The organism is Curtobacterium sp. MCSS17_015 (assembly GCF_003234265.2).
In the GTDB taxonomy this organism is placed as follows: Bacteria; Actinomycetota; Actinomycetes; order Actinomycetales; family Microbacteriaceae; genus Curtobacterium.
This window is the reverse complement of sequence record NZ_CP126256.1, coordinates 508,492-533,006: the sequence shown is the minus strand read 5'-3', so window position 1 is coordinate 533,006 and position 24,515 is coordinate 508,492. Positions and strand designations below refer to the sequence as shown.

Sequence of the window (24,515 nt, the reverse complement as noted above, 5' to 3'; positions counted from 1 at the left end):
CGTTCCGCGGTCGCCTCCGAAGGTGCCCCTGGCCGGGAGGGGCACCGGGTCACCGGCCGGGTTCCACCGTCCGGCACGGCTGCGGGGCCTCCGCGAAGTGCAGCCATCCGGGCAGCCCTCCGACGAAGGCAGCACGGGTAGCCGGGTCGTGCAGGACCGTCCAGTCGACGTGCTCCTGCACCTCGGTCTCGTACTTGTCCCACTCGAACCAGTTGACCATCCGCACGTTCGGGAAGCGGGAAGCGGTCTCGGCGGAGAAGACCTGCGACCACCAGGCCTGCTTGATGGCGCGTTCACCCTCGGGGTCGCCCCGCGGGACGACGAGCGCGGCGGTCTCGGGAACGGCGACCGGCTTGTTGCGACGCACCCCGAACAAGTCGTAGAAGTCGGGCACGGGGGTCTCGTCACCGCCCGCACCGTTGTACGTACCGGTGAGCTTCGCTGCGAACTTGCCCTCTTCCGGCAGGACGTTCGCACCCCAGGGTGCCGCGGCTCCCCAGTGGTAGATGGACAACCCGACCCAGTCGAACACGTCATCGCCGGGGTAGTAGGGCGTGTACGGGTCGTCACGTGTCGTGAGGACCCCGTCGCCGTCGGTGTCGAGCACGTCGAACGCGGGCGTGCCGGCGACGGCTGAGGAAGGACCACCGATGAAGGGGTAGCCGCCGCCCTCGTTCGGCGCCCACATCGTCGCGCTGCCCGGCGCCCCGCTCCGCAGCGCTCGGGCCACGCGGCGGAAGGCGGCGACGTACGCGTCGGGCTGCTGGCCCCAGGGGTACCAGGACCCGTTCATCTCGTGTGCGAAACGGACGATGACCGGAACGCCGCTCTCCTGCATCTCGTTCACCAGGGCGGCGACGTCGTCAGCGACGTGGTCCGTGACGGACTGCAGGCCGTCCTGCGGTTCGAGCGTCAGCAGCAGCGTGCCACCCTGGCCGCGCACCTGGTCGGCGGCGCCGCGCACGTCCTCGACGTCCTGCACTCCGAGCGGGACGTCCGCGAACACGACCGCCACTGCGGGCCTGTGCCCCAGCAGCGTCGCGTACTCCTCGAGCGTCTGCTGGCCCCAGTCCAGGTTCACGCCGAACAGGGACCCGGTGTCGGGCACCACCTCGGACGCACGGCGGGGAGCACAGCGGGCGGACGCACTCCTGAAGGCGCGCGGGAACGTCGTGCAACCGGACAGCGCGACGGAGCTGACGATGGTCACGCCCGCCAGTGCTGCCATCGACAGGAACGAGCGGCGAGGCACGGCAGGGGACACGGACTCCATCGTCCCACGAGCCGAGCGATCCGCCTCTCGAGGTGTCGTGGTCATCGGTTCCGCGACGGCTCGGTACGGTGGCAGCGCCCCACCCACCCCGTCCTGCCCCGTCGTCCGAGAGGCCCCCATGCGCCAGCTGTACCCACCGCTCGAACCGAACCACTCCGGCCTGCTCGACGTCGGCGACGGCCAGCAGGTGTACTGGGAGGAGTGCGGCTCACCGGACGGCAAGCCCGTCGTGTTCCTGCACGGCGGGCCCGGGGCCGGCTGCTCACCCGACCACCGTCGCCTGTTCGACCCCGCCCGCTACCGGATCGTGCTGTTCGACCAGCGGAACTGCGGCCGCAGCCTCCCGCACGCCGGCGATCCGGCGACCGACCTGTCCGCGAACACGACGTGGACCCTCGTCGAGGACATCGAACGGTTGCGCGAGCACCTGGCGATCGACGCGTGGCAGGTGTTCGGCGGCTCCTGGGGGTCGGCCCTCGCACTCGCGTACGCGGAGACGCATCCGGAGCGGGTCACCGAACTCGTCATCCGGGGGATCTTCACGCTGCGGACGAGCGAGATCGACTGGTTCTACGAGGGCGGTGCCGCGAACGTCCTCCCCGACCTGTGGGAGCAGTACCTCGCTCCCGTCCCGGTCGAGGAGCGCCAACCCGGCGGACTCGTGCGCGCGTACGAGCGGCTGCTGGCCGACCCGGACCCCGCCGTGCACGGTCCGGCCGCGGTCGCCTGGGCGAGCTGGGAGGCCGCGTCGATCACGCTCCTGCCCCGCCCCGACCTCGTCGCCCGGTACGCGGACCCGACGACCGCGCTGGCGTTCGCACGCATCGAGAACCACTACTTCACACACGACGGCTGGTTCGACGACGGGCAGCTGATCCGCGACGCTCCCCGACTCCAGGGCATCCCGACCGTCATCGTGCAGGGGCGCTACGACATGTGCACGCCGGCCGTCACCGCATGGGACCTGCACCGGGCCCTGCCGTCGGCCGAGTTCCGCATGGTCGACGACGCCGGGCACGCGTTCGACGAGCCGGGGATCCTCGACGCCCTGCTCGAGACCACGGACCGGTTCGCCGGCGACGTTCGCTGACGCGATCCCGCCGACGCTCTCCGTGACGACGGCGGAGGTGCGGAGGACGCGCCGACGCAGGACCGGCCTCCAAGCCGGTCGGCGTGGTGTGGTTGTCCCATGACCAGCGACCTCGTGCCGTGGTTGGTCGCCGGGGGGCTCGCCGTCGTGGTGGTCGTCCTGGTGATCCTGCTGCGGCGACACCAGACCTCGTCCCGTTCCGAGCTCGAGGCCGCCGAACGGACGCGCGCCGCGGAGCTCGCGCACCGTGATGCGGAGCACCGGGACGCCACGGCGCGGATCGAGGCGGACCGGGCCGCACAGGTCGAGGCCGCGGAGGCCCGCCGCCGTGACGCCGTCTCCGAGGTCGAGGAGAGCCGCGCGCTCCTGCGGCGGGGCATGAAGTGGGAGGAGGCCTCGGAGCAGGCGATCCTCCGTGCATGCCGGGCAGCGGGCGTCAACGGCGTGCTCATGACCAACGTCGTGTTCGTGCCCGTCGGTGAGACCGAACAGGGATCGTGGCGGAAGTTCGTCGCGCAGGCCGACCACGTGCTCGTCTCGGACTCCGGGCGGGGGCTGGTGATCGAGAGCAAGCGCTGGGGCGGCATCGTGTTCGACGGACGTCGTCCGAGTGAAGTGCACCCGGCCTTCCGCAACCTGGTCGACGAGTCGTCCCTCGTCCCACCGTTCGCCGTCCAGGTGCAGAGCCGGACCGTGCTCAACGCCGAGCAGGAGGCCGAGAACTGGTGGCGGGTCCACGTCACGGCGAAGGGCGCGTCACCGGCGTTCCAGGTCCGGCAGCAGGCACGACGGCTCGCCCGGTTCGTGGACGAGCAGACCGGGGTCTCCCGCACGTGGTTCGACACGTGCGTCTACTACTCGTCGCCGTCGGCAACGGCCTTCGTGCAGGCGGAGGACCGCAGCGGCACCGTCACCACGAGCGTCGTGACGAACGACCACGAGCTGCAGTCGGCGCTCGCCGCCTGGGCCGCGAAGGACTCGGTGCCGAACCGCGCCCGCGCCGACGCGGTGGTGCGGGTCCTCGCGGGGCAGGGCGCGCACGCGATCACGGTCGGGAGCTACCGCCTGCCGGAGTGACTCCGCCCCGCACGCGACGACGCCCCGCCGGCCTGAGCCAGCGGGGCGTCGTCGGTGGAACAGGATGCGCTACGCGACCGGACGGATGACCGACGGGAGCATGACGTGCAGGTGACCGGCCAGGGCCGTCTCGGCCTCCTCGAGCGAGGCGAAATCGCCGACGACCAGGCCGAAGGTGTCCGAGGCGACGTAGCGGCCGTCGCGCTTGTCGACGGAGCCGCCGAAGTAGCCGCCGTAGTTGGCGATCCACTCGTCGTCGCCCTCGAGCGTCCAGGTGAGCTTCGCCCGAGCGGCACGGGCGCTGGTGGCGGCCTCGGCCTCGAGGACGGCGACGATGTCGACGGTGTCGGTGTCGAGGGTGACGTCGGTCCCGGTGGCGGTCCGGTTGATGGTCGTGCTCATCGCGCTCTCCTGTCGTGTTCGGGGTACGTGCTGCGGTACCTGAACGCTACGACACCGAGCCCGCCGATCGACAGCGGAGCCCGTCGATTCACGGGTTCAGCCCCGGATGTTCATCCGCGATCCCCGGAAGTCCGGGCCTCCACCACAGCCGATCGGGGTACAGAACGGCGGATCGGGGTACTCGCGTTCCGGACGATCCGACCTCAGGAGACGGCGCGGACGGCGTCGGCGATCGACACGAGCGCCGCGTCGATCTCGTCGGCGACCCGCACGTGCGTCGACTCTGACCGGCGGTAGGGGTCGTCGACGTCGTCGTCGGCCGGATCCGCCGGCGGCGGGACCGCACCACGCAGGCGTGCGACCCGCTCGACGAGGGCTTCGGGCGTGTGCACGTCGGCGAGGTCCCCCGGCTCGAGGCCGTCGAGCACCCGCGCGAACTGCTTGATCGTGAATGCCCGCTTCGCCGCCCGCGGCGCGAGTTGCACGACCGCGGCACGGTGCGAGCGCTCGGCTGTCAGCACGAGGTCGGCGGACGCGGCGATCTGCTCGGTCAGGTAGCGGGACCGGTGCGCCTCGGTGGAACCGCCGAGGCGCTGCGACTGCGCCGCCGCCGCACCGTCCATGACCGCGCCGTCGTCGGCGATGGTGCCGGCCGACTCGACGACGTGTGCCGAGGCGGCCGGACCGAGCCGGGCCTGCAGCACCTGCGCACCCAACGGGGAGCGACAGATGTTGCCGCTGCAGACGAAGAGGATCCGCACGCTCAGCCCTGGCCGAGCAGGTCGTGGCGGACGACGATCGCGTCACGACCGGGGCCGACACCGATGGCCGAGATCCGGGCGCCGGACATCGCCTCGACCGCGAGCACGTAGTCCTGCGCGTTCTTCGGCAGGTCCTCGAACGAGCGGGCACCGGTGATGTCCTCGGACCAGCCGGGGAACTCCTCGTAGATCGGCTTCGCGTGGTGGAAGTCCGACTGCGACACGGGCACCTCGTCCACGCGCTCCCCGTCGACCTCGTACGCCACGCAGACCGGGATGGTCTCGAGACCGGTCAGGACGTCGAGCTTCGTGAGGACGAAGTCGGTCACGCCGTTGATGCGTGCCGTGTACCGCGCGATCGGGGCGTCGTACCACCCGCAGCGGCGCGGTCGCCCGGTCGTCGTGCCGAACTCGAACCCGTTCGCACGGAGGAACTCCCCCGACTCGTCGAACAGCTCGGTCGGGAAGGGGCCGGCGCCGACACGGGTGGTGTACGCCTTGACGATGCCGATGATGCGCTCGAGCTTGCCGGGGCCGATGCCCGAACCGGTCGCGGCACCGCCGGCCGTGGCGGACGACGAGGTGACGAACGGGTACGTGCCGTGGTCGACGTCGAGCATGGTGGCCTGCCCGGCCTCGAACAGGACGGTCTCGCCACGCTCCAGCGCCCGGTGGATCTCGAGCGCGGTGTCGGCGACCATCGGACGCAGTCGGTCGGCGAAGGACAGCAGCGACTCGACGACCTCTTCCGCGTCGATGGCGCGGCGGTTGAAGACCTTGACGAGCAGGTGGTTCTTCTGGTCGAGGGCCGCCTCGACCTTCTGTCGCAGGATGTTCTCGTCGAAGATGTCCTGGATGCGGATGCCGACCCGGTTGATCTTGTCGGCGTAGGTCGGGCCGATGCCGCGACCGGTCGTGCCGATCTGGCGCTTGCCGAGGAAGCGCTCCGTCACCTTGTCGATGGTGCGGTGGTAGTGCGTGATGACGTGGGCGTTCGCGGAGACGCGCAGCTTCGACACGTCCACCCCGCGGGCCTTGAGTGCGTCGAGCTCCTGGAACAGGACCTCGAGGTCGACGACGACGCCGTTGCCGATGACCGGGGTGACACCCGGGGTGAGGATGCCGGAGGGCAGCAGGTGCAGCGCGTACTTCTCACCGCCGACGACCACCGTGTGACCGGCGTTGTTGCCGCCGTTGAACTTCACGACGTAGTCGATGCGGGAGCCGAGGAGGTCGGTGGCCTTCCCCTTGCCCTCGTCGCCCCACTGGGCGCCGATGATGACTGCTGCGGGCATCTGGTTCTCCTCACGTTGGCGGAGGACCGCACACGGCCGTCCGGGCCGGTGGTCCACCCGAGTCTATCGGCTGGTCATCTCCGCGTCACCGTCCGACAGGTGGCTGTGGACGGCCGACCCGGTCGGGAGCACCCTGGACGGACACGACCGACGGAACGGAAGGAACCCCATGAGCGACCCGATCGACGACATGAGCCGCCTGCTCGACACGCAGCAGGCCGACGACCTCACCGACGGCGGCATCGGGAGCGTCGAGGGCGCCCCGCAGGTGGTCATGCCCGAGACCGACCGAGGGCGCGAGGCCGCCGAGGAACGTCCCGACGCCTGAGCGCGGACGGATGGTCCTCGGAGCACGGTGGACCGGTCAGTGATCCGACGAACGGAAGGAACACCATGAGCGACCTCAGCGACAAGGCCAAGGACTTCGCGAACAGCGACAAGGGCGAGAAGGCGACCGACGCCGGTCTCGACAAGGCAGCCGGCGCGGCCGACAAGGCGACCGGCGGTGGCCACGGCGACCAGATCGACAAGGCCGAGAACGCGGCCGACGGCAAGATCGGCAACTGAGCCGGTCACGCCGACATCGGCGCCCGTCGGCGCCGAGCACGACGGGAGGCCCGGTACCAGCTGGTACCGGGCCTCCCGTCGTGTCCGTGGTCGGGTCGGCGCGACCACGGGGGTCAGCGCGACCGTCAGGGTCGTCCGGAGCGTCAGCCCCGGAAGAAGTCCGCGTACGATGGGTCGCCGATCGGCTGCGTGTGGCCGGGCTCGGACAGGCGCTCCTCGACCATCGCCCGGATGACGTCCGGCGGGGTGAGGCCGCGTCGACGCCACTCCATCGGGTTCTGCCGGAGCTGCACCAGGGTGTTCGTTCGCATGACCACGACTCTTCCACGAACTACCTAGTTCGTCTAACTACGTGTCCCCTAGGCGCACTCCCGGACGGAAGAGCGTCCGCACGGTCAGCACACGACGGAGCGGGCGGCCCGTCCCCGGACCGCCCGCTCTCGACTGCTGCTACCTGGTGATCGTGCCGGTCTGCGGCGAGGTGATCGAGGTGCTCTCGTACCCCGACTTCTTCGCGGTCAGGACGAACGAGATCTTGTGCCCGACGTCCTTCGACCCGACCTTGTACGTCGACCTCGAGATGCCGACGTCCTTGCCGTCACGGAGCCACTTGTACGTGAACGTGATGCCGTCCGTGTTCCACGTGCCGGTGTGCGAACGCAGGTTCGTCCCGACCTTGAGCGAACCCGTCACCGCGACGCGGCCGGACACCAGCGCGAGCTTCGGGGTCACCGAGGTCGTGCTGAGCACGTCCGCCTGGTCGCCCGGCGCGTTGTGCAGGTGCAGGAGCAGGACCTTCGCCGAGGTCGAGCTCGCCGATGCCCGGACGACCTTGATCGACGTGTCCGGGTAGGTCAGGCTCGACGCCCCGTTCGCCGTGAAGGACACCGCCGGCTGGAAGGCGTTGTACGTCACCGTCTTGGTGTCGTCCACGACCGAGGAGGCAGCGGTCGGCAGCGTGGGCGAGTAGGCCGACTCGGTCACGACCGCGTAGTCGAACACCGCGGAGGTCGACTTCGCCGTGTACCCGAGGGCCGCGAGCGACACCGGGAGCACCTTGACCGCGGAGTCGAACGTGTTGACGTCCACACCGGCGGCGACGCCGCCGAGGGGCCGCGTGTCGACGACCTGCTTCTCCGGGTCCTCCTGGTGCAGGTCGATCGTCTCCACGACGGTCGCGTCGACGGTCGCCGACTTCCGGTCGTACGTCAGGTAGTCCGGCTCGCCGTCACGGTTCGTGTCGATGAGCACCTCGACGTTGTTCGAGGCACCGGGGTTCGCGTCGGCACCGTCGGTCTGGACACCGAACGAGACGAGGCCCTTCGACCGGTCCGCCAGGCCGAGCGCCGTCGAGTTGGCCCCGAAGGCGCGGATGTCCGCACCGCCGAGGGTCTGCTTCGCGGTGCCGTCCGGGAACGACTCCTTCGGGTCGGTGCCGCCGAGCTGGAACGGTGCGACGAGTGCCTGGTAGCCGGTCGCGCCGGTGCCCTGGGAGAGACCGCGACCCTCGGAGGTGATGGTGCTGGTGCGGGCCTTGCCCTCGAACACGACGTCGTCCGCGTGCAGGGCACTGACCGGCTCCGGGGCGGCGTACACACCGAGTCGGAGCGGCGTGACACCGTCGGCGGCCGGGGTGAACGTGACCAGGCCGGTGGCCGCCGGCACGAACTCGCGCTGCGTGCCGCTCTCGACCGCGGCCTGCGTCGGGTCGATGACCTTCCGCAGGAGCGTCGGGTCGGCGATCGTCATGGTCAGCGTGACCGTGGCGGTCCCGCCGGCCGGGACGGTGACCGTGTCGGCGCTGAGCGTGAACACGACGCCCGGCTGGGCGATGCGCGACTCGTACGCGACGCGGTAGGTGTGCGCCTCGGCCGTGGTGTTGCGCACCAGGAGGGTCCGCTTCTCGGTGGTCGCTGCGCTGACCTCGACGACGCCGAAGGAGGCGGTGACGAGCTGGCCGTTCTCCTGGCTGCGGACGGTGGTGCCGTCCTGCACCACCTGGAGGGCGTCGACCCGGCCGGTGCCCTGACGGAGCAGGGTCGCCGACTGGCCGTCGGTCGCGCTCTGGCGCACGTCGTGCGTGGCCGTGTTCATGAGCGCGGCCTTGATCTCCGGTGCGCTCCACCCCGGGTGGGCCTCGAACGCCAGGGCGGCGACGCCCGCGACGTGCGGGGTGGCCATCGACGTGCCGCTCATCGAGAGACGGTCGTTCCCGGTGCCGTTCGCGGCCGAGACGACGTTCACGCCGGGGCCGGCGATGTCCGGCTTGACGACGTCGCCGTAGGAACCGTGGTCACCGCGGCTGGTGAAGGACGCCAGGGTGTTGACCGTGTCCGCGTCGGTCGCCACCTCGAAGCCCCGGAGCTCGTCGGCGAAGCGCACGTGCAGGGTCCCCGCCCGGGCGGCGGCCTGGAGGCCCGCCACGCTGTCCCGGGTCAGCTCGGCACCCGGGATGGTCGTGTTGCCGGCGATGCCCGAGTCGAAGGTGTTCACCGTGCCGGCGAGGAGCACGCCGATGCCGCCGGCGGCCTCGACGTTCCGGAACCGGACGCCCGAGCCGCACTCGAGGGCACCGTCGGTCCACTTCAGCCAGACGATCTTGCCCGTGATCGCGGCGGCCTGGTCGGCACTGAACGCCGCACAGCCGTCGATGTTCGTGGTCGGGACGACGACGTCGCCCTCGACCGGGAGCGCGCCCTGGAACTGCTGCGAGTACTGGCCGCGCCAGGTCTTCGCGACGTCCGCCGGGGCGGTCGCCTCGACACCGTCGAACAGGCTCTGTCCGGTCGCCGCGGCGGCGACCGTGAGGGCCCCGGCGGCGTTGCCCGGCGATCCACCGACGTCGGTGAAGTCCTCGGCGTTGCCGGCGGCGATCACCGGCAGGACACCGCGGGCGGTGAGCGCGTCGATCTTCGCGTTGTCCGGGTCGTCGGCGGCGCCGTAGTCGGAGCCGAGCGACAGGTTGATGACGTCGATGCTCCGCCCCTCGGTGAGGGACTGCCCGACCCAGTCGAGGGCGGCACCGGTCAGGTCGGTGGACCCGCCCTGGTCGCCGAACACCTTGAGGGCGTAGAGACCGGCCTGGGGCGCGCTGCCCGGGCCGACCCACATGTCCTGGACCTGCTGCGGGGTGAGCGTCGTGTGGTCACCGCGGAAGGTCGTCTTGTCGGCGTTCAGGCCGTAACCGGCTGCAGTGCCGGCGACGTGCGTGCCGTGGTCGCCGCCCTTGCCGTCGATGGGGTTGGCGTCCGGGGCGGGCACCGGGTCGTAGGTGTCGGGGTCGCGCGGGTCCGCGTTGTACGTGGGGCCGGCGAAGTCGTGGCCGCCGAGGTACTTCGACGGGTCGTACCAGCTCGAGGCCGGGGTGCCGGTGCTGGCCAGGGCCTCCTGGTAGGCGGCTCGGGTGCCCGGGCCGCCGAAGTCCGCCTGCGTGTAGTCGAGGCCGGTGTCGATCACGGCGACGTTCACGCCCTCGCCGGTGTGCCCGGTCTGGGTCCACGCGTCGTGGGCCTTGGTGTACAGGTCGCTCGCGGCGTTCTTCGGCGCCACCCCGTCGGCACCGGGCTGGGCCAGGTCGGGGTCGACGCCCGAGGGCGCGGCGTCGGCGGAGGGGTTCCGCTCCGGCTCGACGACCTTCTTCGGCAGCAGCGGGGCGATGCTCAGCACGTCAGAGCGCTTCGCGAGCTCGGCGAACGCGGCAGCGTCGGCGACGACCGCGACACCGGGCACCGTGTACGCGGTCGAGTAGAGCTCGGCCGCCTCGCGGTCCGCGCCCTTGACCGCGCTGAGGACCTTCGCGTTGGTCGAGCGGATCGTGGCGAGGCGGCTCTTCGCTGCCGACGACGGGGCCTTCGAGCGGGAGAGGTCCCCGCCCTTCGCCTGCGCGTCGACCTCGAGTGCGCCGGCGCCCGTCGTCCGGACGAAGGCGCTGACGGTCGTGCCCGGCGAGGCGGTGCGGAGCGGCTCGGTCAGCTTGAGACCGGCGGCGGCGCTGCCGGCGGGTGCGGCGGACGCGGCGCCGCCGACGGCGAGTCCGCCGCAGGCCAGGGCCGCCACCGCGACGATCGAGGTCAGCAGGCGCGGTGCGCGATGCCGACGGGAGGGGTTGTTGGGCGGTGTCGCTCGTGGCACGCAGCACACTCCTGGTGAGTCCGACGTTCGGGTGAAGTTCTGATGAAGCTATGTGGTCCTTCCCAGGACAGGGAGTCGGCAGTTCAGGGGACAGAACCTGTGTCCGTTCGAAGTTGCACACCGGTGTGCACGTTAATAGGCTGTCGTCATGACCACCGCAGAACGGCAGACCCGTGCGCCACGACGGGACGCCACGGAGAACCGCGCCGCGCTCGTGCAGGCCGCGCGGACCGTGCTGCAGGCCGACCCGGACGCCTCGCTCGAATCGATCGCGGGTGCCGCCGGGCTCTCACGGCGTGCGGTCTACGGACACTTCCCCTCGCGCGACGACCTCGTCCGCGAGGTCGTCGCGGGTGGAGCCGAGCGCATCCTGGACGCGATGCCCACCCGGGCCGAACTCGTGGAGCTGCCCCCGGCCTCCCGGCTCGCCAGGATCGCGGTGTCGCTCTGGACCGAGGTCTCGCACGTCCGCTCGATGGCCGTCATCGCCGTCCGCGGTCCCCTCGTCGAGACGGTCGCCGCCGTCTTCGCGCCGCTGCGCGCCCAGGTCCGTGATGCCTGCGCACTCGGCATCGCGGACGGCACCCTGCGCGACGACGTCGACGCCGCGACGCTCGGCCGCCTGGTCGAGGGCGCCTGCCTGGCCGTCCTCGACGAAGCCACGCGCTCCGGCACCTCCGACGACGCCGGCCGCCGCATGGTCGTGGTCTCGGCCCTCGGCATGGCCGGCGTCGACTGGCGCACCGCCCTCCTCGCACTCCCCGCTCCCACTCCCGTCCCGGAGGACCACGCATGACGCTCGAACTCGCCGCCGTCGGCATCGGCACCGGCCCCGGGGCCGCGCTCCCGGTCGTCAGTGCCGTCGCCGCCCCCGGGCACCCGGGCATCGTCGCGGTCGAGACCGAACAGGCACCCGTGCTCGCGTCCCTCGTCGCCGGCGGTCGGATGAAGCCGGACACCGGACAGGTGCTCCTCGACGGGCACGACGACCCCGCGGCCGTCCGACGCACGTTCGCCCTCGTCGACACCCCCGGCGTCGCCGAGCCCTTCCCGGTGATGACCCTCAAGCAGATCGTGCACGAGGAACTCGCCTTCGCGGACCGTCGGCCCTCGCGGTCGGACGCCGCGACCGTGCTCGACGAACTCGACGTGACGCGCTGGGCGGACACCCACGTGCAGCGGGTGCCGACCGATGCCCGCGTGCGCCTCCTCGCCGAGCTCGCGCTCCTGCGGCCGGACGTGACCGGACTCGTCATCACCGCACCAGAACGGCACGGCGGCGCGGTCGCCGACTGGTTCGCCGTCGTGCGCGACATCGCGCGCCGCGGAGTGACCGTCGTGCTCGTCACGTCGAAGGCCGCGGCCGAGACGGCGACCGCCCTGCTCGACACGATCACCGACCACGACGACGTGGCGGACACCACCCCCGAGGGTCCCGAGGACGCGACCCGGACCGAGGACGCCCCTCCGGGCCTCCCGACCGAGACCTCCGACACCACCGACGCAACCGCTCCCCTGGAGACCCGCTCGTGACCATCCCCGCCCTCGTCCGCGCCGAACTCGCGCGCCTCACCGCCACCCCGCTCGCGCGGCTGGCGTTCATCGCCCTCATGTGCGTGCCGCTGCTGTACGGCGGCGCGTACCTCTGGGCGAACCGCGACCCGTACGCCAAGCTCGACCAGATCCCGGCGGCCATCGTGGACCAGGACGCCGGTGCGACCCTCGACGGTGAACACGTCGACTACGGGAAGGACGTCGCGGAGGAGGCCGTCGACGGCCACGACTTCGACTGGACCGAGACCACCGCGGCGGACGCCCGGTCCGGCGTGCGCAACGGCACCTACGACTTCGTCGTGACGATCCCGCACGACTTCTCCGAGTCGCTGGCCTCCGCGCAGTCCGACCACCCCGAGCGCGCCGAACTCGTCATGACCACGGCGGACACGAACTCGTACCTCGCCTCGACCATCGCAGAGCAGGCCGGCAAGACCATGCGGACCGCCGTCGCCGAACGCGTCGGCAAGGAGGCCGCCACCACGCTGCTCGTCGGGCTCGCCGACGTGCGGGACAGCCTCGGGGACGCCGTCGACGGTGCCGGCGAGCTCGCTTCCGGCGCGACGACGGCGGCGAACGGAGCCGACGCACTCGAGGACGGCACGGCGCAGCTGTCCACCGGCGCCGGGACCCTGGCGTCGAGCACCGCCGCGCTGCCGTCGCAGACCGCGCAGCTGGACGCGGGCGCGCAGCGGGTCGCGACGGGTGCGGCGTCACTGGCCACAGGCCTCCGTGACGCGCAGCAGCAGACCGCGGCCCTGCCGGACCAGACGCGCCAGCTCGCCGACGGCGCCGCGCAGGTCGCGGCAGGCAACGCGGAACTCGCGGCCCGCGTCGACGAGGCGAACACGGCGGTGCAGGCGATCCAGCCCCTCGACGCGGGCACCGTGCTCGAGGACATCACCGCGAACCTGCCCGAGGGCGTCACCCTGACCCCCGAGCAGCAGCAGGCGTTGACCGCCACCGTCACCTCCGCCGTCGATCGCGCGAACAGCGCAGGTGCCGACGCGAAGCAGCAACTCGGGGCCACCACGGGTCAGGTCGACACCCTCAGCGCCGGAGCCCGCCAGGTGTCCGACGGCGCCGCGGCGCTGGCTGACGCCGCCCCACAGCTGTCGTCGGGCATCGCCACGGCCGCAGACGGCGCATCGACGCTGTCGAGCGGCGCGACGAAGGTGGCCGCCGGGACGCACGAGCTGGCCGCCGCCGCGCCGCAGCTGTCCTCGGGTGCGTCGCAGCTCGCGACCGGAGCGGCCTCGGCCGACGACGGTGCGAAGTCGCTCGCGACCGGACTGCACTCGCTGGAGTCCGGCTCGTCCGAGCTCGCGTCCCAGCTCGACGAGGGGCGGACGAAGATCCCCGCGTCGACCTCGTCGTCGCGGAACGCGCAGGCGTCCGTGATCTCCGACCCGGTGGAGGTCGGCGACGACAACATCGCGGCGGCCTCGAACTACGGCGCCGGCCTCGCCCCGTTCTTCATCTCGCTCGCCGCGTGGATCGGCATGTACGCGCTGTTCCTCATCCTCAAGCCGATCTCGAAGCGGGCCATCACCGCCGTCCGACGCCCCGTGCGCGTCGTCCTCGGCGGCTGGCTGACCCCGGCGCTCCTCGGCGTCGTGCAGATGGCCGCGCTCTTCCTGATCGTCCGGTACGCCCTCGACCTCGACGTGGTGCACGCCGGTGGGACGGTCGGCGTCATGGTCCTGGCATCGGCGACCTTCGCGGCGATCATCATGACGCTCAACGTGCTGCTCGGCTCGGTGGGACAGTTCCTCGGGCTGGTCCTCATGCTCATCCAACTCGTCACCGCGGGCGGCACGTTCCCGTGGCAGACGCTGCCGGGGCCGCTCGCCGCGCTGCACTTCGCGCTGCCGATGACGTACTCGGTCGACGCGATCCGGCAGACGATGTACGGCGGGTCGCTCGCCACGGCGTGGAGTGACGCCGGGGTCCTGCTCTGCTGGCTGCTCGGCGCGCTGCTGGTGTCGTACCTCGTCACCGCGCGGCAGACGCGGACGCGGACGTTGCGGGACCTGCGGCCGAGCCTGATCGGGTAGCGGGGCGGCGCACGGGCCGGGCGGCGGCCGGGAGGCGCGGGTCGGCGCCGCCCCGGGCCTCCCGTCCGACGCCCGGTCGCCTGTCCGACGCCCGGTCGCCTGTCCGACGCCCCACGTCCTCGGTGGCGTGGAGCGCGACAGCGCTACGATCGTGTGGACGCACCCGGCGGGTGCGCAGCCGGAGGTCGAGGATGACGATGGGGAACACCAAGCCCGCGACGATCTACGACGTCGCCGCTCGTGCGGGGGTGTCGAAGTCGCTCGTGTCCCTCGTGCTGCAGCGGTCCCCGCGGGTGAGCGAGCAGCGTCGAGCGGCTGTCCTCGCGGCGATCCAGGAGCTGGACTACCGGCCGTCGACCGCTGCGGTGTCACTCGCCGGCACCCGGTCCCGCACGATCGGCGTCGTGCTCGACGACTTCCGGAACCAGTGGTTCGTCGACCTGCTCACCGGCCTCCGCGAAGCACTGCAGGACCAGGGGCACCGCCTCGTCGTCGCCGACCGCTTCCTCAACACCGGGCTCGATGTCTCCCCCGTCGAGGGGTTCCTGTCCATGCGCGTCGAGGGGCTCGTCATCGCCGGGGAGCCGGACACCGACCTCGCGATCCCGGCGAGCACACCCGTCGTCGTCGCCGGCGGTCGGGCAGCACTCGCTCGAGCGGACACGGTCGCGAACGACGACCTCGCCGGCGGGCGCATGGCTGCGGAGCACCTCATCGGGCTCGGCCACACGCGGCTCGGTTTCGTGGGGGGACGATCGGCGGCGAGCGACGCCCGGCTCGAGGGCTGGCGCGCCGCCATCGACGCAGCGTCGCCGACCGACGTGACCGGGGTGGCGGTGGTGCTCGCCGCCGACGTCACCGAGGAGACCGGGTTCACCGGGACGCACCGCCTCCTCGACGAACACCCCGAGGTGACCGCGGTGTTCGCCGCGAACGACGTGACCGCGCTCGGCGCGATGTCCGCGATCGCCGACCGGGGCCTCCGCGTGCCCGAGGACATCTCGGTGATCGGGTACGACGACACCCCGATCGCGGCCTCGCGCTACGTGGGCCTGACGAGCATCGACGACCGGAGCATCGACATCGGCCGCGGTGCCGGGGTGCGGCTGCTCGAACGGATCGCGGACCCGGGGCTGACCCCCACCGAGGTCCTGGTCGAGCCCCGACTCGTCGCCCGCAGGACGACCGCGCAACGGTAGCGCGACACGCGGCTGGCGGGCTGGCGTCAGCCCGGCAGCTCCGCGTGCCGGACGACCCAGCTGTGCATGACGATCGCCGCCGCGGCCGAGGCATTGATGCTCCGCGTCGACCCGAACTGGGTGATCTCGAGGTGCCCGTCGGCGCCCGCGACCGCCTCGTCCGTGAGCCCCGGCCCCTCCTGCCCGAACAGGAACACACAGCGCTCGGGCACGTCGGCGGTCTCGATGCGGTCGGCCCCCGGGGTGTTGTCGATCGCGATGACGGGCCGTCCCTCGTCCCGCATCACCCGGAGGAACGCGGCGACGTCCTCGTGGTGCCGGACGTGCTGGTACCGGTCGGTCACCATCGCCCCGCGGCGGTTCCAGCGGCGGCGCCCGATGATGTGCACGGTCCCGGCCAGGAACGCGTTGGCGCTCCGGACGATCGACCCGATGTTGAGGTCGTGCTGCCAGTTCTCGATCGCCACGTCGAAGGTGTGCCGGCGGGTGTCGAGGTCGGCGACGATCGCCGCCATCGACCAGTAGCGGAAGCGGTCGACGACGTTGCGGGTGTCCCCGTGTTCAAGCAGTTCCGGGTCGTACTGCGGCCCGTCCGGCCACGGCCGCGGGTGCGGTCCGACGCCGTGCGTCGTCGCCTCGTGGGTGGGCGGGAACGCCGGAGACGGCTCCGGCAGGTCGCCGGACGGGAGGCCCTGGGTCACGTCACCAGCGTACGGCGCGTGCACCGCACCTCTCGTCCCGACCGGCACCGCGCGCCTCCGGTGCGATCACGCCAGCAGCACCGGGCCCGCCGCGCCACCGGCGACGCACCGCTCAGCCGGCGACACGCGCCTCGATGCCCGCGAGGAGCACATCGATCCCGAGGGCGAACCGTGCCTCGTACGAGTGCTCGCCCAGGACCTCCCCGACCAGGCGGTGCCGCTCCGGACGCCCCGCCTCGGAGTCGCCGCGCCCGACCTGCACGGCGGTGTGCCCGACGACGAAGTCGTAGACGACGAAGAACGCGTACATCGCCTCCGTGTCGGACAACCCGGCGGAGCGGAGGGCCCCGACGACGGTCGCGACGACGGCGTCGGACTCCGACGAGGCGAGCGGCGCCCGGCTGCTGTGCGACTCGAGGACGAGCGGGTGCCGGATGAGCAGGTCGCGGAAGGTGGTGGCGAAGACCCGGACCACGGCGCGCCAGTCCTCCGGCCAGACGAAGGTGGCGGTGAACTCGTCGACGGTGCGTCGGACGAGTTCGGCGTGCAGGTCGTCGAGCCCGCCGATGGTGCGGTGGACCGTCATCGGGGCGACGCCGAGTGCCGCTCCGAGTGCGCGGAAGGACAGCCGGTCGAGCCCCTCCTGGTTCGCGATCACGGTGGCGGCGTCGACGACCTGGTCGCGCGAGAGCACGTTCGGCCGGCCGCGGCGACGCCGGGGCGCTGCCGAGGGACCGTCCGGGGTGGCACGGGAGTCCTGGTCGACGAGCACGGGCTTCCTCCTGACGTTCCGGTACGCGTACGGGAACGCACCGGTGAAAGCCTAGGGCACGTCGGGATTCGGCTCCGCTCGGCCCACTACGCTGACCCCATGGCATCCCGCGACGAGGTCGAGTGCTGGCTGACCGACATGGACGGCGTGCTCGTCCACGAGAACCAGGCGCTCCCCGGCGCCCCGGAGTTGATCCGCCAGTGGCAGGACCAGGGCACCGAGTTCCTCGTCCTCACGAACAACTCGATCTTCACGCCGCGCGACCTCAGCGCCCGACTCCGCCAGTCAGGGCTGCACGTCCCCGAGGAGCGGATCTGGACCTCGGCCCTCGCCACCGCCGACTTCTGCGCGTCGCAGATGCCGGACGGCTCCGCGTTCGTGATCGGCGAGGCCGGCATGACGACCGCCCTGCACGAAGCGGGGTTCATCATGACCGAGACCGCACCGGACTACGTCGTCGTCGGCGAGACCCGGAACTACTCGTTCGAGGCGATCACCAAGGCCGTCCGCCTCATCCGCGACGGCGCCCGCTTCATCGTCACGAACCCCGACGCCACCGGCCCGAGCGCCGAGGGCGTCCTGCCCGCGACCGGCGCGATCGCGGCGATGATCGAGAAGGCGACCGGCAAGCAGCCGTACGTCGTCGGCAAACCGAACCCGATGATGTTCCGCTCGGCGATGAACCGCATCGGCGCGCACTCCGAGAACACCGGCATGATCGGCGACCGGATGGACACCGACGTGCAGGCCGGCATCGAGGCTGGCCTGCACACCGTGCTCGTCATGACGGGGATCAGCGACCAGGCCGAGATCGACAAGTACCCGTTCCGCCCGAGCGAGGTCATCGCCGGCGTGCACGAGCTCCTGCACACGGAGCCGTACGAGGTGGAGATCTAGTCCGGGCGGCCGATCAGCTGCCCGGGGCCTCCGCTCCGGCCGGGAGGCCCCCTCCGGACCGCGCACCGCGACCGCCCGCAGGGGCGGTACCGCCCGCCACCGGCGGCGCAGCCGCCGGCCCCGGTCGTCCCGCCACGCGACGAGCCCGCCGGCGACGACGCCGAGCAGCAGCACCGCGATCGTCGCGAGACCGAGCAGTCCGACGAGCAGCAGGTCCACCGACCCCGGTGCGGAGGCGCTGACACCGATCGCGCCGAAGTCCCAGAAGGCGTGCAGCAGCACCGGCGCGAGCAGGGTGCCGGTCAGGCGCCGGGCCAGGTAGAGCACCGACCCGAACGAGGTGGCGAACACCACCTGCAGGACGGTCGTGGCCACCGGGGCGCCCGACAGGACGTTCACGAAGTGCAGCAGACCGAACAGCACGCAGGACACCGCCCACACCCAGATCTCGGGCAGACGGCGTCGGAGGCCGACGAGGAGCACGCCGCGGGTCAGCAGCTCCTCGAAGACACCGACCAGCAGGACCCCGAGCGCGAGGAGCAGGAAGTAGTGCAGGCCCTTCCCGCCCCAGTCGAGGAGCGGGAGCCTGCCGAGGCACACCGCCAGGACGAGGAGCGGCGCCACGACCGTCCACCGCGGCCCGCCGCGTACCGGGTCGACCGTCGCGATCCGCCACCAGCCGAGCGCCGTGACGACCACCGCCAGGATGCCCGCCACGACCGCCTCGGGGCCGACGAGGTCGTACAGCACGCTGTCGACCGTCCGGCCGAGCGCCGGGTAGTCGTCGCTCGGCCGGGACCGCACGATGCTCACGACGGCGAAGACGACCAGCGGAGCGAGCCCGATCAGCAGCGACGGCGGGACCGGCCACCACCCGCGACGACGACGGCGGACGGCGGGAGGCTGGACGGGGGTCACCTCCCGGTTGTACCAGGAGCGGCCGTACCATTGGCGCATGCGCCTGCCCTCGCTCAGCACGATGGCGGAGGACTACGTCAAGCTCGTCTGGAAGGCGGGTGAACGCGGCAGCGGCGGCATGGCCACGCGGGACATCGCAGCAGCCCTGCACGTGTCGGCGTCGACGGTGTCGGGGAACCTCCGGAAGCTCGACCGTGACGGCCTCATCGAGCACACCCCGTACCGCGGTGTCGTGCTCACCCCGCTCGGGCAGCAGGCGGCGGTGGCGATGGTCCGGCGGCACCGCCTCATCGAGACGTTCCTGGTCGAGCGGCTCGGGTACTCGTGGGACGAGGTGCACACCGAGGCCGAGGCACTCGAGCACGCGGTGTCGGAGACGTTCCTCGACCGGGTGGACGCCGACCTCGGCCACCCGACGCACGACCCGCACGGCGACCCGATCCCGAGCGCGGCCGGCGTCGTGCCGGACGCCCCCGGAGCCCTGCTCGGCACGGTCGACCCCGGCGTCTGCGGGACCGTCGGTCGGGTGTCGGACGACGACCCGGCGCTGCTGCGGTACTTCGACGAGCTCGGGGTCGGACTCGGGACGCACCTACGCGTCGAACGCGTGCGGGACTACGCCGGCGTCGTGGCCGTCACGCGTCGGGACGCCGGCGGGGCGGAGGCGCCCCTGGACCTCCCGGCCGCGGCCGCGACGGCCATCTGGCTGACGCCCGACGCACCGCACTGACGCCGGCCGCGCCACCGGCGTCAGCCCTTCGCGGACCGGGTCCGGCCGAGGGCGACCTCGCGGCGGGCCCGCGCGAGCGCCAGCGCCGAGCCAGCGTCCGGGTCCTCGAGCAGCCGGGAGGTCTCGGACGCGTGCTCGCGGACGGCCTCGTTCCGGTGGTCCGCCCCGGCGGCGAGGACGGGCCCCGCGACCTCGGCCCCGAGTCCGGCGAGCGCCCGGCTCAACGCCGACCGGGTCTCCGCGTCCCCGTGGCCGAGCTGCACGGCGAGCGTCTTCGCGAGCTCGGGTCGTTCGGACTCGGGCGCGAGCAGCACCGCGGCACGCCAGGCGGTCCGGGCGACACCCGGGTCGACGTCGGACAGCCGGTCGGCGACGTGCCGGTACACCGAGCCGTCGCGGATCTTCGACAGGGTGTGCAGCGCCTGGCTCCGCGCCTGCGCCTCCGGACGCTCGAGTTCGGGGAGCAGCCGCGGCACGACGACCTCGGCCGGCAAGCGCACCAGGGCCCAGGTGAGCATCTCGCGCACCTGGAGGTCCGGCTCGACGGCGCACTGCGCGACGAGGGTGTCGAGCTCGTCGACGGAGGGGGTGGTCCCGGCGGCCATCACGGCACGGAGGCGCACGGTGGGACGGGGATCGGTCAGGTACGAGGCGAGCGTCGGCATGGCCCTCCCACCTCACCCCTCGCACCTGGGTGACGGCTCTGACGTGGAGCCGCCCGTCCGTCCGGACCCGGGTCGAGCCCGGTCCGGCACGCGGCGGCGGCGGCGGCGAGCGTCAGCCGACGGGCGGGAGCGTGCCGGACGTCGCGGGATGCGCTGCAGCGGCGGCGGCCGGGCTGCTCGACGGCGCTGCCGGGTGGTCCTCGATCGTGTTGCCGAGCAGCCACCTGGTGAGCAGGAACACCACGACGAGCAGCACCACGATGATCGCGATCGACCCGTAGACCAGGAGCTGCTTCCCGCGCCTGCCCTCGCTCTGCAGGCGGGCGAAGCCCTCGTTGATGAAGTTGTCCCGGTCGGCACCCGCTGCGCCGGCCGAGTCGTCCCTGCGAGCGCCGTTGCCGGGGGCCGCGGGGACGGCGGGCATCATCCGCGTGCTCGTGTCCTCGGGCAGACCACGGATCTGGTCGATCGCCTCGGTGCCGAACAGGTCCTTGATGACGCCGGTGTCGCTCGTCTCGCGGCCCTGCCACTCGGACTGGTCGATGTCCTCGGGCGCGAGCGGCCGAGGCGCGTCGTCCTGACCCGCTCGGTCGTGCTGGTCACGCCGGTCGTCGTACCCGGCGGAGGCGTTCCGGTCCGTGCGGTCGGCGCCGCCGCCGCCGCCCGACACGGAGTCGGTCCAGGGCGTCGGCGGGACCGGTGGCCGGGACGCGGATCGCGGCCCCGGCTGGACCGACGGCGGGACACCGTCGGCGGGGACCACCCGCGGCGACTCGTCGTCCTCCGCCGCCCACCACCCAGTCGCGGCGGACGGTGGCACCACGGGCGGGAGGACCGACGGCGGCGGTACCGGGGCGGCCGAGCGGGGCGCGAACGCGGCGGTCGGAGCGGGTCCGCCGGTGGTGCCGACGTCGGGGTCGTCCAGGTCGTCGTCGAGGTCGCGGTCGTGCTCGACCGGCGTGGCCGGGGCAGGTGTGGTGGCAGACGGGACGGGGTCGGACACGACCGGGAAGACCGAGGTCCCCTCGTCCGTCACGTCACCCGGGAAGACCTCACCGGTCCGGGCGGCCTCGTCACTCAGCGACCAGCTCGACCCGCCCGACGGAGTGGTCCGCTCGCCGGCCGGGTCGGCGTCGGGCACGTCGGGCACGGGCCCGCCGGTGTCGACGTCGTCGGGGACCGACGTGCCGGCGGCCCAGGAGCCCGCGGCGACGAGGTTCGTGTCGAAGGAGTCCTGCGTCAACGCGGTCTGCACTTCGCCGGTCTCGTCACCGAGGACGGACCAGTCGAACGGACGGTCGGCCTGCGGGGCACCGTCGACGTCGTCGTGCAGGCGGAGCAGCTCGGTGAAGCTCGGCGGCTCGGCGGTCGAGGGCAGGACGTCCTCGACGCCGAGCGGTTGCGCGGCGGGGCCCCCGGCCAGGGCTGGCGGCACCGACGCGACCGATGCGGGATCGTCGGCGGACGGCGTGGCGGTGGGCTTCGCGCGTCCGAGCCAGTCGACGTCCGAGCGGCCGAGACCGTCCGGGTCGGTGCGGCGACGCTCGTCCTCGATCGCGCGGGACTCGGCGGCGCGGGCCTCGCGGTCGGAGCGGGCGGTGGGCAGCGAGATCGCGCGGGGGTCGGGGGCGTTCGGGACCGGGGGCACGGCAGCGGGCGGCGGGACCCGGCCGGCGACGCCGCCGGGCAGTGCGAGTTCCTCGGGCATCGAGATCGCCTGCGTGGCCCCGGGGTCCGGCACGGACGCGGGAGCGGACGTCGACGCGGGAGCCGGTGCCGACGCCGGGGCGGCCGGCACGGACGCGGGGGCGGTGAAGGGCTCCGGCTCCGGTCGACCCGCCTGCCGGGCGGCGCGCTCGGCCTCCCGGCGCTCGCGGCGGGAGGGCCACTCGTCCTCCGTCAGCGGCGCGCCGAAGATGTCGGCGGCACTGCGGAGCCCCTGGAACGGAGCGCCCGTGTCGGAGCCGCGTCGAGCCTCCTGTCCGTCGTCCCCGGTGTCGGGGGTGACGGACCGGTCGGACTCGTCGCGCCCCTCCGGACGCTCCTCGGTCACGCGGACAGCCCCAGGTCGGCCAGCCCGATCGCCGCGAGGTACGGGTACCCCGCCGCCTCGATCCGTTCCTTCGCGCCGGTGTCCCGGTCGACGACGACGGCGACGGCGGCGATGACGGCGCCCTCGCGCTCGAGCGCCTCGGCGGCCTTGAGCGGCGATCCGCCGGTGGTGGAGGTGTCCTCGAGCACGACGACGCGCTTGCCGCGCACGTCGGGCCCCTCGACCTGCCGGCCACGGCCGTGGTCCTTCGGCTCCTTGCGCACGACGAAGGCGTCGTACGCGAGGCCGCGGGCGGCTGCCTGGTGCAGCACGGCGCTCGCGATCGGGTCGGCGCCCATGGTGAGACCGCCGACGGCGTCGACGTCGGCAACGTCCGCGATGAGGTCGGTCATGACCTGGCCGATGAGGGGGGCGACGCGGTGGTCGAGGCTCACCTTGCGGAGGTCGATGTAGTACGACGCCTGCTTCCCGCTGGTCAGCGTGAAGTCGCCGTGGAAGACCGCATCGGCCTTGATGTGCTCGATCAACTGCTCGCGCGCGTGGGTCACGGTGCCCAAGATTAGCGGGGACGGCCGGTCCGCGCTCCCCGGGCGCTCTGTCCGGCTTCCGGGACGCCGTCGCAGGTACGCTCCGGTCATGCCCCTCGTCCGACCGCAGGACGGAGTCCGGCCGCTCGAGGCCGGCGACCGTCCTGCCCGTTCCGCCGTCGTGTGGGCGGTCGCGCACGAGGTCGTCGGCGCCCTCCTGTCCGTGGCCCTGGCGGTCGTCGCACTCCGGCACGTGCTCGCCACGGAACGGGTGGCCCTCCTCTGGTACGACGGCGACTCCGTGCTGCTGCCGCTCGTGGCGCGGTCGATCGCGCTCGGGCAGCCGTTCGAGTGGGCGATGTCGCCGGCGCTGTTCTTCTTCCCGGAGCTGCCGGTCTACCTCGCCGTCTCCGCCGTCACCGCGACACCGCAGCAGGCCCTGGCGCTGAACGGCGTCCTCGTGCTGCTCGCCGTGTACGCGATCGTGCGGGCAGCGGCGACCGAACTCATGCCGGCTGCTGCCCGTCCGGCCCGGGTCGCGGTGTCCGTCCTCGCCGCCGTCCTGGTGACGATGCTCGTCCTGACCGAGTCCTCGGCGACCGCGACCTCCCTCGAGCTGGCGTCCTTGCTGCTCACGACGACCTACTACTACGGGGCGGTGCTCGCGATGCTCGGCACCGCGGTGCTCGTGCTCCGGACGGTCCGGACCGGTCGGGCGTCCGTGGCGGTCCTCGTCACCCTCGGCCTCGTGGCGGCGGTGACCACCGCCTCCAACCCGCTGTACGTCCCGTGGTCGGCCGGACCGGTCGTGGTGACGCTCGCGCTGCTCGTCGTGGCCCGACGGCTGCCGTGGCGACCGTCGGTGGCCGTGGCCGTGGCCGCGACGCTCACCCTGGGAGCGGTGGTCGGGTACCTCGTCCGGATCCCGCTCCGACCGTTCGTCTCGCTCGACCCGTCGACCTACGTGCACCCGGAGCAGGCGGGCGAGACGGCCGCGTTCTTCGCCGCGCTCACGGACGACCGGGCCGCCTCGGCCTCGGGGGACGCCGGGCTCGTCCTCATGCTGCTCGGTGTGCTGCTCAGCGCGGGCGGGACGGTCTGGGCGTGGCGGGCACGGTCGTCCCGGACGGTGCTCGTGGCGACCGCGCTGCCGCTCGTGACGATCGTCGCGGTCTCGGTCGGGGTCGTCGTCGCGGGGTCGGAGACGCCGCGCTACCTCGAGCCGGTCGTGACGATGCCGCTCCTGGCGCTCGTCGCGGTGTGCGAGCTGACTCGGACCGCCGTCCGGCAGACCCGGCTGCACCGCCCCGTCCGTGCCCTGCGGACGGTGCTGACGGTCGGGGCCGCGCTGGTCCTGGTCGCGGGGGTCGCCGTGACGCCCGGCACGGTCCGGACCGTGGCCGATGCCCGGTACACGCCGGTCTCGTGCCTCGACCGCTGGGTCGACGCGAACCGCACCGCGGGTCGCGACCCCGTCGGCGTCGGGCAGTTCTGGACGATCCGGCCGCTCGCCGCCTACGCGGAACAGGACGTCCGGCTGCTCCAGGTCCGTGACACCTTCGACACCTACCCGTGGCTCGTCGACCTCGGGTCCTACCGCGACGCCCGGCCGGACTACGTCGTGATCGGCTCCGGCGACGTCTGGACCACGCCGGTCGAGGACTCGCTCGGACGCCCGGCGACGATCACGCACTGCACCGGGTACGACGTGTACGACTACGCGGGCACCCGGGGTGCCGAGCTGCTGCGCACGCGCGTGGTCGGGTCGGCGGAGCGGATCCTCCGCGAGCGCGGCTTCTGACGGTCATCCCGTCCTCCACAGCCTCGATCTCGCCACGGATCCGTC

The 24,515-nt window shown here is 72.8% G+C and carries 22 protein-coding genes and 1 pseudogene; 11 read left to right on the top strand and 12 right to left on the bottom strand.

What is annotated here, in order from left to right:
* Nucleotides 1-49: 49 nt before the first annotated feature.
* The gene (locus DEJ18_RS02535; RefSeq protein WP_502866253.1) at nucleotides 50-1,273 is read right to left on the bottom strand and encodes a glycoside hydrolase family 26 protein; all 1,224 of its coding nucleotides are present in this window, start codon (nucleotides 1,271-1,273) and stop codon (nucleotides 50-52) included.
* Between the two features lie 118 nt (nucleotides 1,274-1,391).
* On the opposite strand from DEJ18_RS02535, the gene pip reads away from it, so the two are divergent.
* Complete coding sequence (pip, locus tag DEJ18_RS02530; RefSeq protein ID WP_111209704.1) at nucleotides 1,392-2,363, top strand: prolyl aminopeptidase; 972 nt, start codon at nucleotides 1,392-1,394, stop codon at nucleotides 2,361-2,363.
* Nucleotides 2,364-2,462: 99 nt separating this feature from the next.
* Nucleotides 2,463-3,440, top strand: coding sequence for a hypothetical protein (locus DEJ18_RS02525; protein WP_111209423.1), 978 nt, complete (start codon nucleotides 2,463-2,465; stop codon nucleotides 3,438-3,440).
* Nucleotides 3,441-3,509: 69 nt separating this feature from the next.
* Here the strand turns inward: DEJ18_RS02525 and DEJ18_RS02520 are convergent, their stop codons facing one another.
* The 3 genes from DEJ18_RS02520 to DEJ18_RS02510 all read right to left on the bottom strand — a co-directional run bounded on the left by DEJ18_RS02520 (nucleotide 3,510) and on the right by DEJ18_RS02510 (nucleotide 5,898).
* Nucleotides 3,510-3,842: a hypothetical protein gene (locus tag DEJ18_RS02520; RefSeq protein WP_111209422.1), complete on the bottom strand. Its 333-nt coding sequence runs from the start codon at nucleotides 3,840-3,842 to the stop codon at nucleotides 3,510-3,512.
* 203 nt (nucleotides 3,843-4,045) lie between these two features.
* Nucleotides 4,046-4,603 carry an arsenate reductase/protein-tyrosine-phosphatase family protein gene (locus DEJ18_RS02515; protein WP_181431268.1) on the bottom strand — a complete coding sequence of 186 codons (558 nt, stop codon included), beginning with the start codon at nucleotides 4,601-4,603 and terminating at the stop codon, nucleotides 4,046-4,048.
* A 2-nt stretch (nucleotides 4,604-4,605) separates the two neighbouring features.
* Nucleotides 4,606-5,898: an adenylosuccinate synthase gene (locus DEJ18_RS02510; protein ID WP_111082816.1), complete on the bottom strand. Its 1,293-nt coding sequence runs from the start codon at nucleotides 5,896-5,898 to the stop codon at nucleotides 4,606-4,608.
* 169 nt (nucleotides 5,899-6,067) lie between these two features.
* Between DEJ18_RS02510 and DEJ18_RS02505 the strand changes: the two genes are divergently transcribed.
* Together DEJ18_RS02505 and DEJ18_RS02500 are read left to right on the top strand one after the other, a co-directional pair.
* A complete protein-coding gene (locus DEJ18_RS02505; protein ID WP_181431269.1) occupies nucleotides 6,068-6,226 on the top strand; it encodes a hypothetical protein in 159 nt (52 codons plus the stop codon).
* Between the two features lie 65 nt (nucleotides 6,227-6,291).
* On the top strand, nucleotides 6,292-6,465 hold the full coding sequence (locus DEJ18_RS02500; protein WP_111051011.1) for an Rv0909 family putative TA system antitoxin: 174 nt from the start codon (nucleotides 6,292-6,294) through the stop codon (nucleotides 6,463-6,465).
* A 143-nt stretch (nucleotides 6,466-6,608) separates the two neighbouring features.
* Here the strand turns inward: DEJ18_RS02500 and DEJ18_RS02495 are convergent, their stop codons facing one another.
* Together DEJ18_RS02495 and DEJ18_RS02490 are read right to left on the bottom strand one after the other, a co-directional pair.
* Nucleotides 6,609-6,776: a hypothetical protein gene (locus tag DEJ18_RS02495; protein ID WP_181431270.1), complete on the bottom strand. Its 168-nt coding sequence runs from the start codon at nucleotides 6,774-6,776 to the stop codon at nucleotides 6,609-6,611.
* A 139-nt stretch (nucleotides 6,777-6,915) separates the two neighbouring features.
* The gene (locus tag DEJ18_RS02490) at nucleotides 6,916-10,596 is read right to left on the bottom strand and encodes a S8 family serine peptidase (RefSeq protein ID WP_146241456.1); all 3,681 of its coding nucleotides are present in this window, start codon (nucleotides 10,594-10,596) and stop codon (nucleotides 6,916-6,918) included.
* A gap of 148 nt (nucleotides 10,597-10,744) precedes the next feature.
* On the opposite strand from DEJ18_RS02490, the gene DEJ18_RS02485 reads away from it, so the two are divergent.
* The 4 genes from DEJ18_RS02485 to DEJ18_RS02470 all read left to right on the top strand — a co-directional run bounded on the left by DEJ18_RS02485 (nucleotide 10,745) and on the right by DEJ18_RS02470 (nucleotide 15,406).
* Nucleotides 10,745-11,392 (top strand): TetR/AcrR family transcriptional regulator, encoded by a 648-nt coding sequence (locus DEJ18_RS02485; protein ID WP_111209420.1) that lies wholly within the window; start codon nucleotides 10,745-10,747, stop codon nucleotides 11,390-11,392.
* Nucleotides 11,389-12,129, top strand: a complete 741-nt coding sequence (locus tag DEJ18_RS02480) for a hypothetical protein (protein ID WP_111209419.1) — start codon at nucleotides 11,389-11,391, stop codon at nucleotides 12,127-12,129. Before DEJ18_RS02485 ends, DEJ18_RS02480 begins: the two co-directional genes overlap by 4 nt.
* Nucleotides 12,126-14,207 (top strand): YhgE/Pip domain-containing protein, encoded by a 2,082-nt coding sequence (locus DEJ18_RS02475; RefSeq protein WP_111209418.1) that lies wholly within the window; start codon nucleotides 12,126-12,128, stop codon nucleotides 14,205-14,207. Before DEJ18_RS02480 ends, DEJ18_RS02475 begins: the two co-directional genes overlap by 4 nt.
* A gap of 197 nt (nucleotides 14,208-14,404) precedes the next feature.
* Nucleotides 14,405-15,406 (top strand): LacI family DNA-binding transcriptional regulator, encoded by a 1,002-nt coding sequence (locus DEJ18_RS02470; RefSeq protein WP_111209703.1) that lies wholly within the window; start codon nucleotides 14,405-14,407, stop codon nucleotides 15,404-15,406.
* A 26-nt stretch (nucleotides 15,407-15,432) separates the two neighbouring features.
* Here the strand turns inward: DEJ18_RS02470 and DEJ18_RS02465 are convergent, their stop codons facing one another.
* Nucleotides 15,433-16,107, bottom strand: a complete 675-nt coding sequence (locus DEJ18_RS02465) for a TrmH family RNA methyltransferase (RefSeq protein WP_375334676.1) — start codon at nucleotides 16,105-16,107, stop codon at nucleotides 15,433-15,435.
* Nucleotides 16,108-16,219: 112 nt separating this feature from the next.
* On the bottom strand, nucleotides 16,220-16,879 hold the full coding sequence (locus DEJ18_RS02460; RefSeq protein ID WP_111082822.1) for a TetR/AcrR family transcriptional regulator: 660 nt from the start codon (nucleotides 16,877-16,879) through the stop codon (nucleotides 16,220-16,222).
* Nucleotides 16,880-16,978: 99 nt separating this feature from the next.
* On the opposite strand from DEJ18_RS02460, the gene DEJ18_RS02455 reads away from it, so the two are divergent.
* Entirely contained in the window at nucleotides 16,979-17,776 is a 798-nt protein-coding gene (locus tag DEJ18_RS02455; protein WP_111209417.1) for an HAD-IIA family hydrolase, read from the top strand.
* A 267-nt stretch (nucleotides 17,777-18,043) separates the two neighbouring features.
* Here DEJ18_RS02455 and DEJ18_RS15965 read toward each other — a convergent pair.
* A pseudogene (locus DEJ18_RS15965) lies at nucleotides 18,044-18,733 on the bottom strand (CPBP family intramembrane glutamic endopeptidase); the annotation flags it as partial.
* Here DEJ18_RS15965 and DEJ18_RS02450 point away from each other — a divergent pair.
* Complete coding sequence (locus tag DEJ18_RS02450) at nucleotides 18,732-19,424, top strand: metal-dependent transcriptional regulator (RefSeq protein WP_111082825.1); 693 nt, start codon at nucleotides 18,732-18,734, stop codon at nucleotides 19,422-19,424. The pseudogene DEJ18_RS15965 and the gene DEJ18_RS02450 overlap by 2 nt on opposite strands.
* 20 nt (nucleotides 19,425-19,444) lie before the next feature.
* Here the strand turns inward: DEJ18_RS02450 and DEJ18_RS02445 are convergent, their stop codons facing one another.
* The 3 genes from DEJ18_RS02445 to pyrE form a co-directional block, all read right to left on the bottom strand.
* Complete coding sequence (locus DEJ18_RS02445; protein WP_111209416.1) at nucleotides 19,445-20,089, bottom strand: HEAT repeat domain-containing protein; 645 nt, start codon at nucleotides 20,087-20,089, stop codon at nucleotides 19,445-19,447.
* A 112-nt stretch (nucleotides 20,090-20,201) separates the two neighbouring features.
* Nucleotides 20,202-22,142, bottom strand: coding sequence for a hypothetical protein (locus tag DEJ18_RS02440; RefSeq protein ID WP_111209415.1), 1,941 nt, complete (start codon nucleotides 22,140-22,142; stop codon nucleotides 20,202-20,204).
* Entirely contained in the window at nucleotides 22,139-22,690 is a 552-nt protein-coding gene (pyrE, locus tag DEJ18_RS02435; RefSeq protein ID WP_220034279.1) for an orotate phosphoribosyltransferase, read from the bottom strand. Before pyrE ends, DEJ18_RS02440 begins: the two co-directional genes overlap by 4 nt.
* A gap of 88 nt (nucleotides 22,691-22,778) precedes the next feature.
* Here pyrE and DEJ18_RS02430 point away from each other — a divergent pair, with 88 nt between their 5' ends.
* Nucleotides 22,779-24,470, top strand: coding sequence for a hypothetical protein (locus DEJ18_RS02430; protein ID WP_111209413.1), 1,692 nt, complete (start codon nucleotides 22,779-22,781; stop codon nucleotides 24,468-24,470).
* The last annotated feature ends 45 nt before the right edge of the window (nucleotides 24,471-24,515 follow it).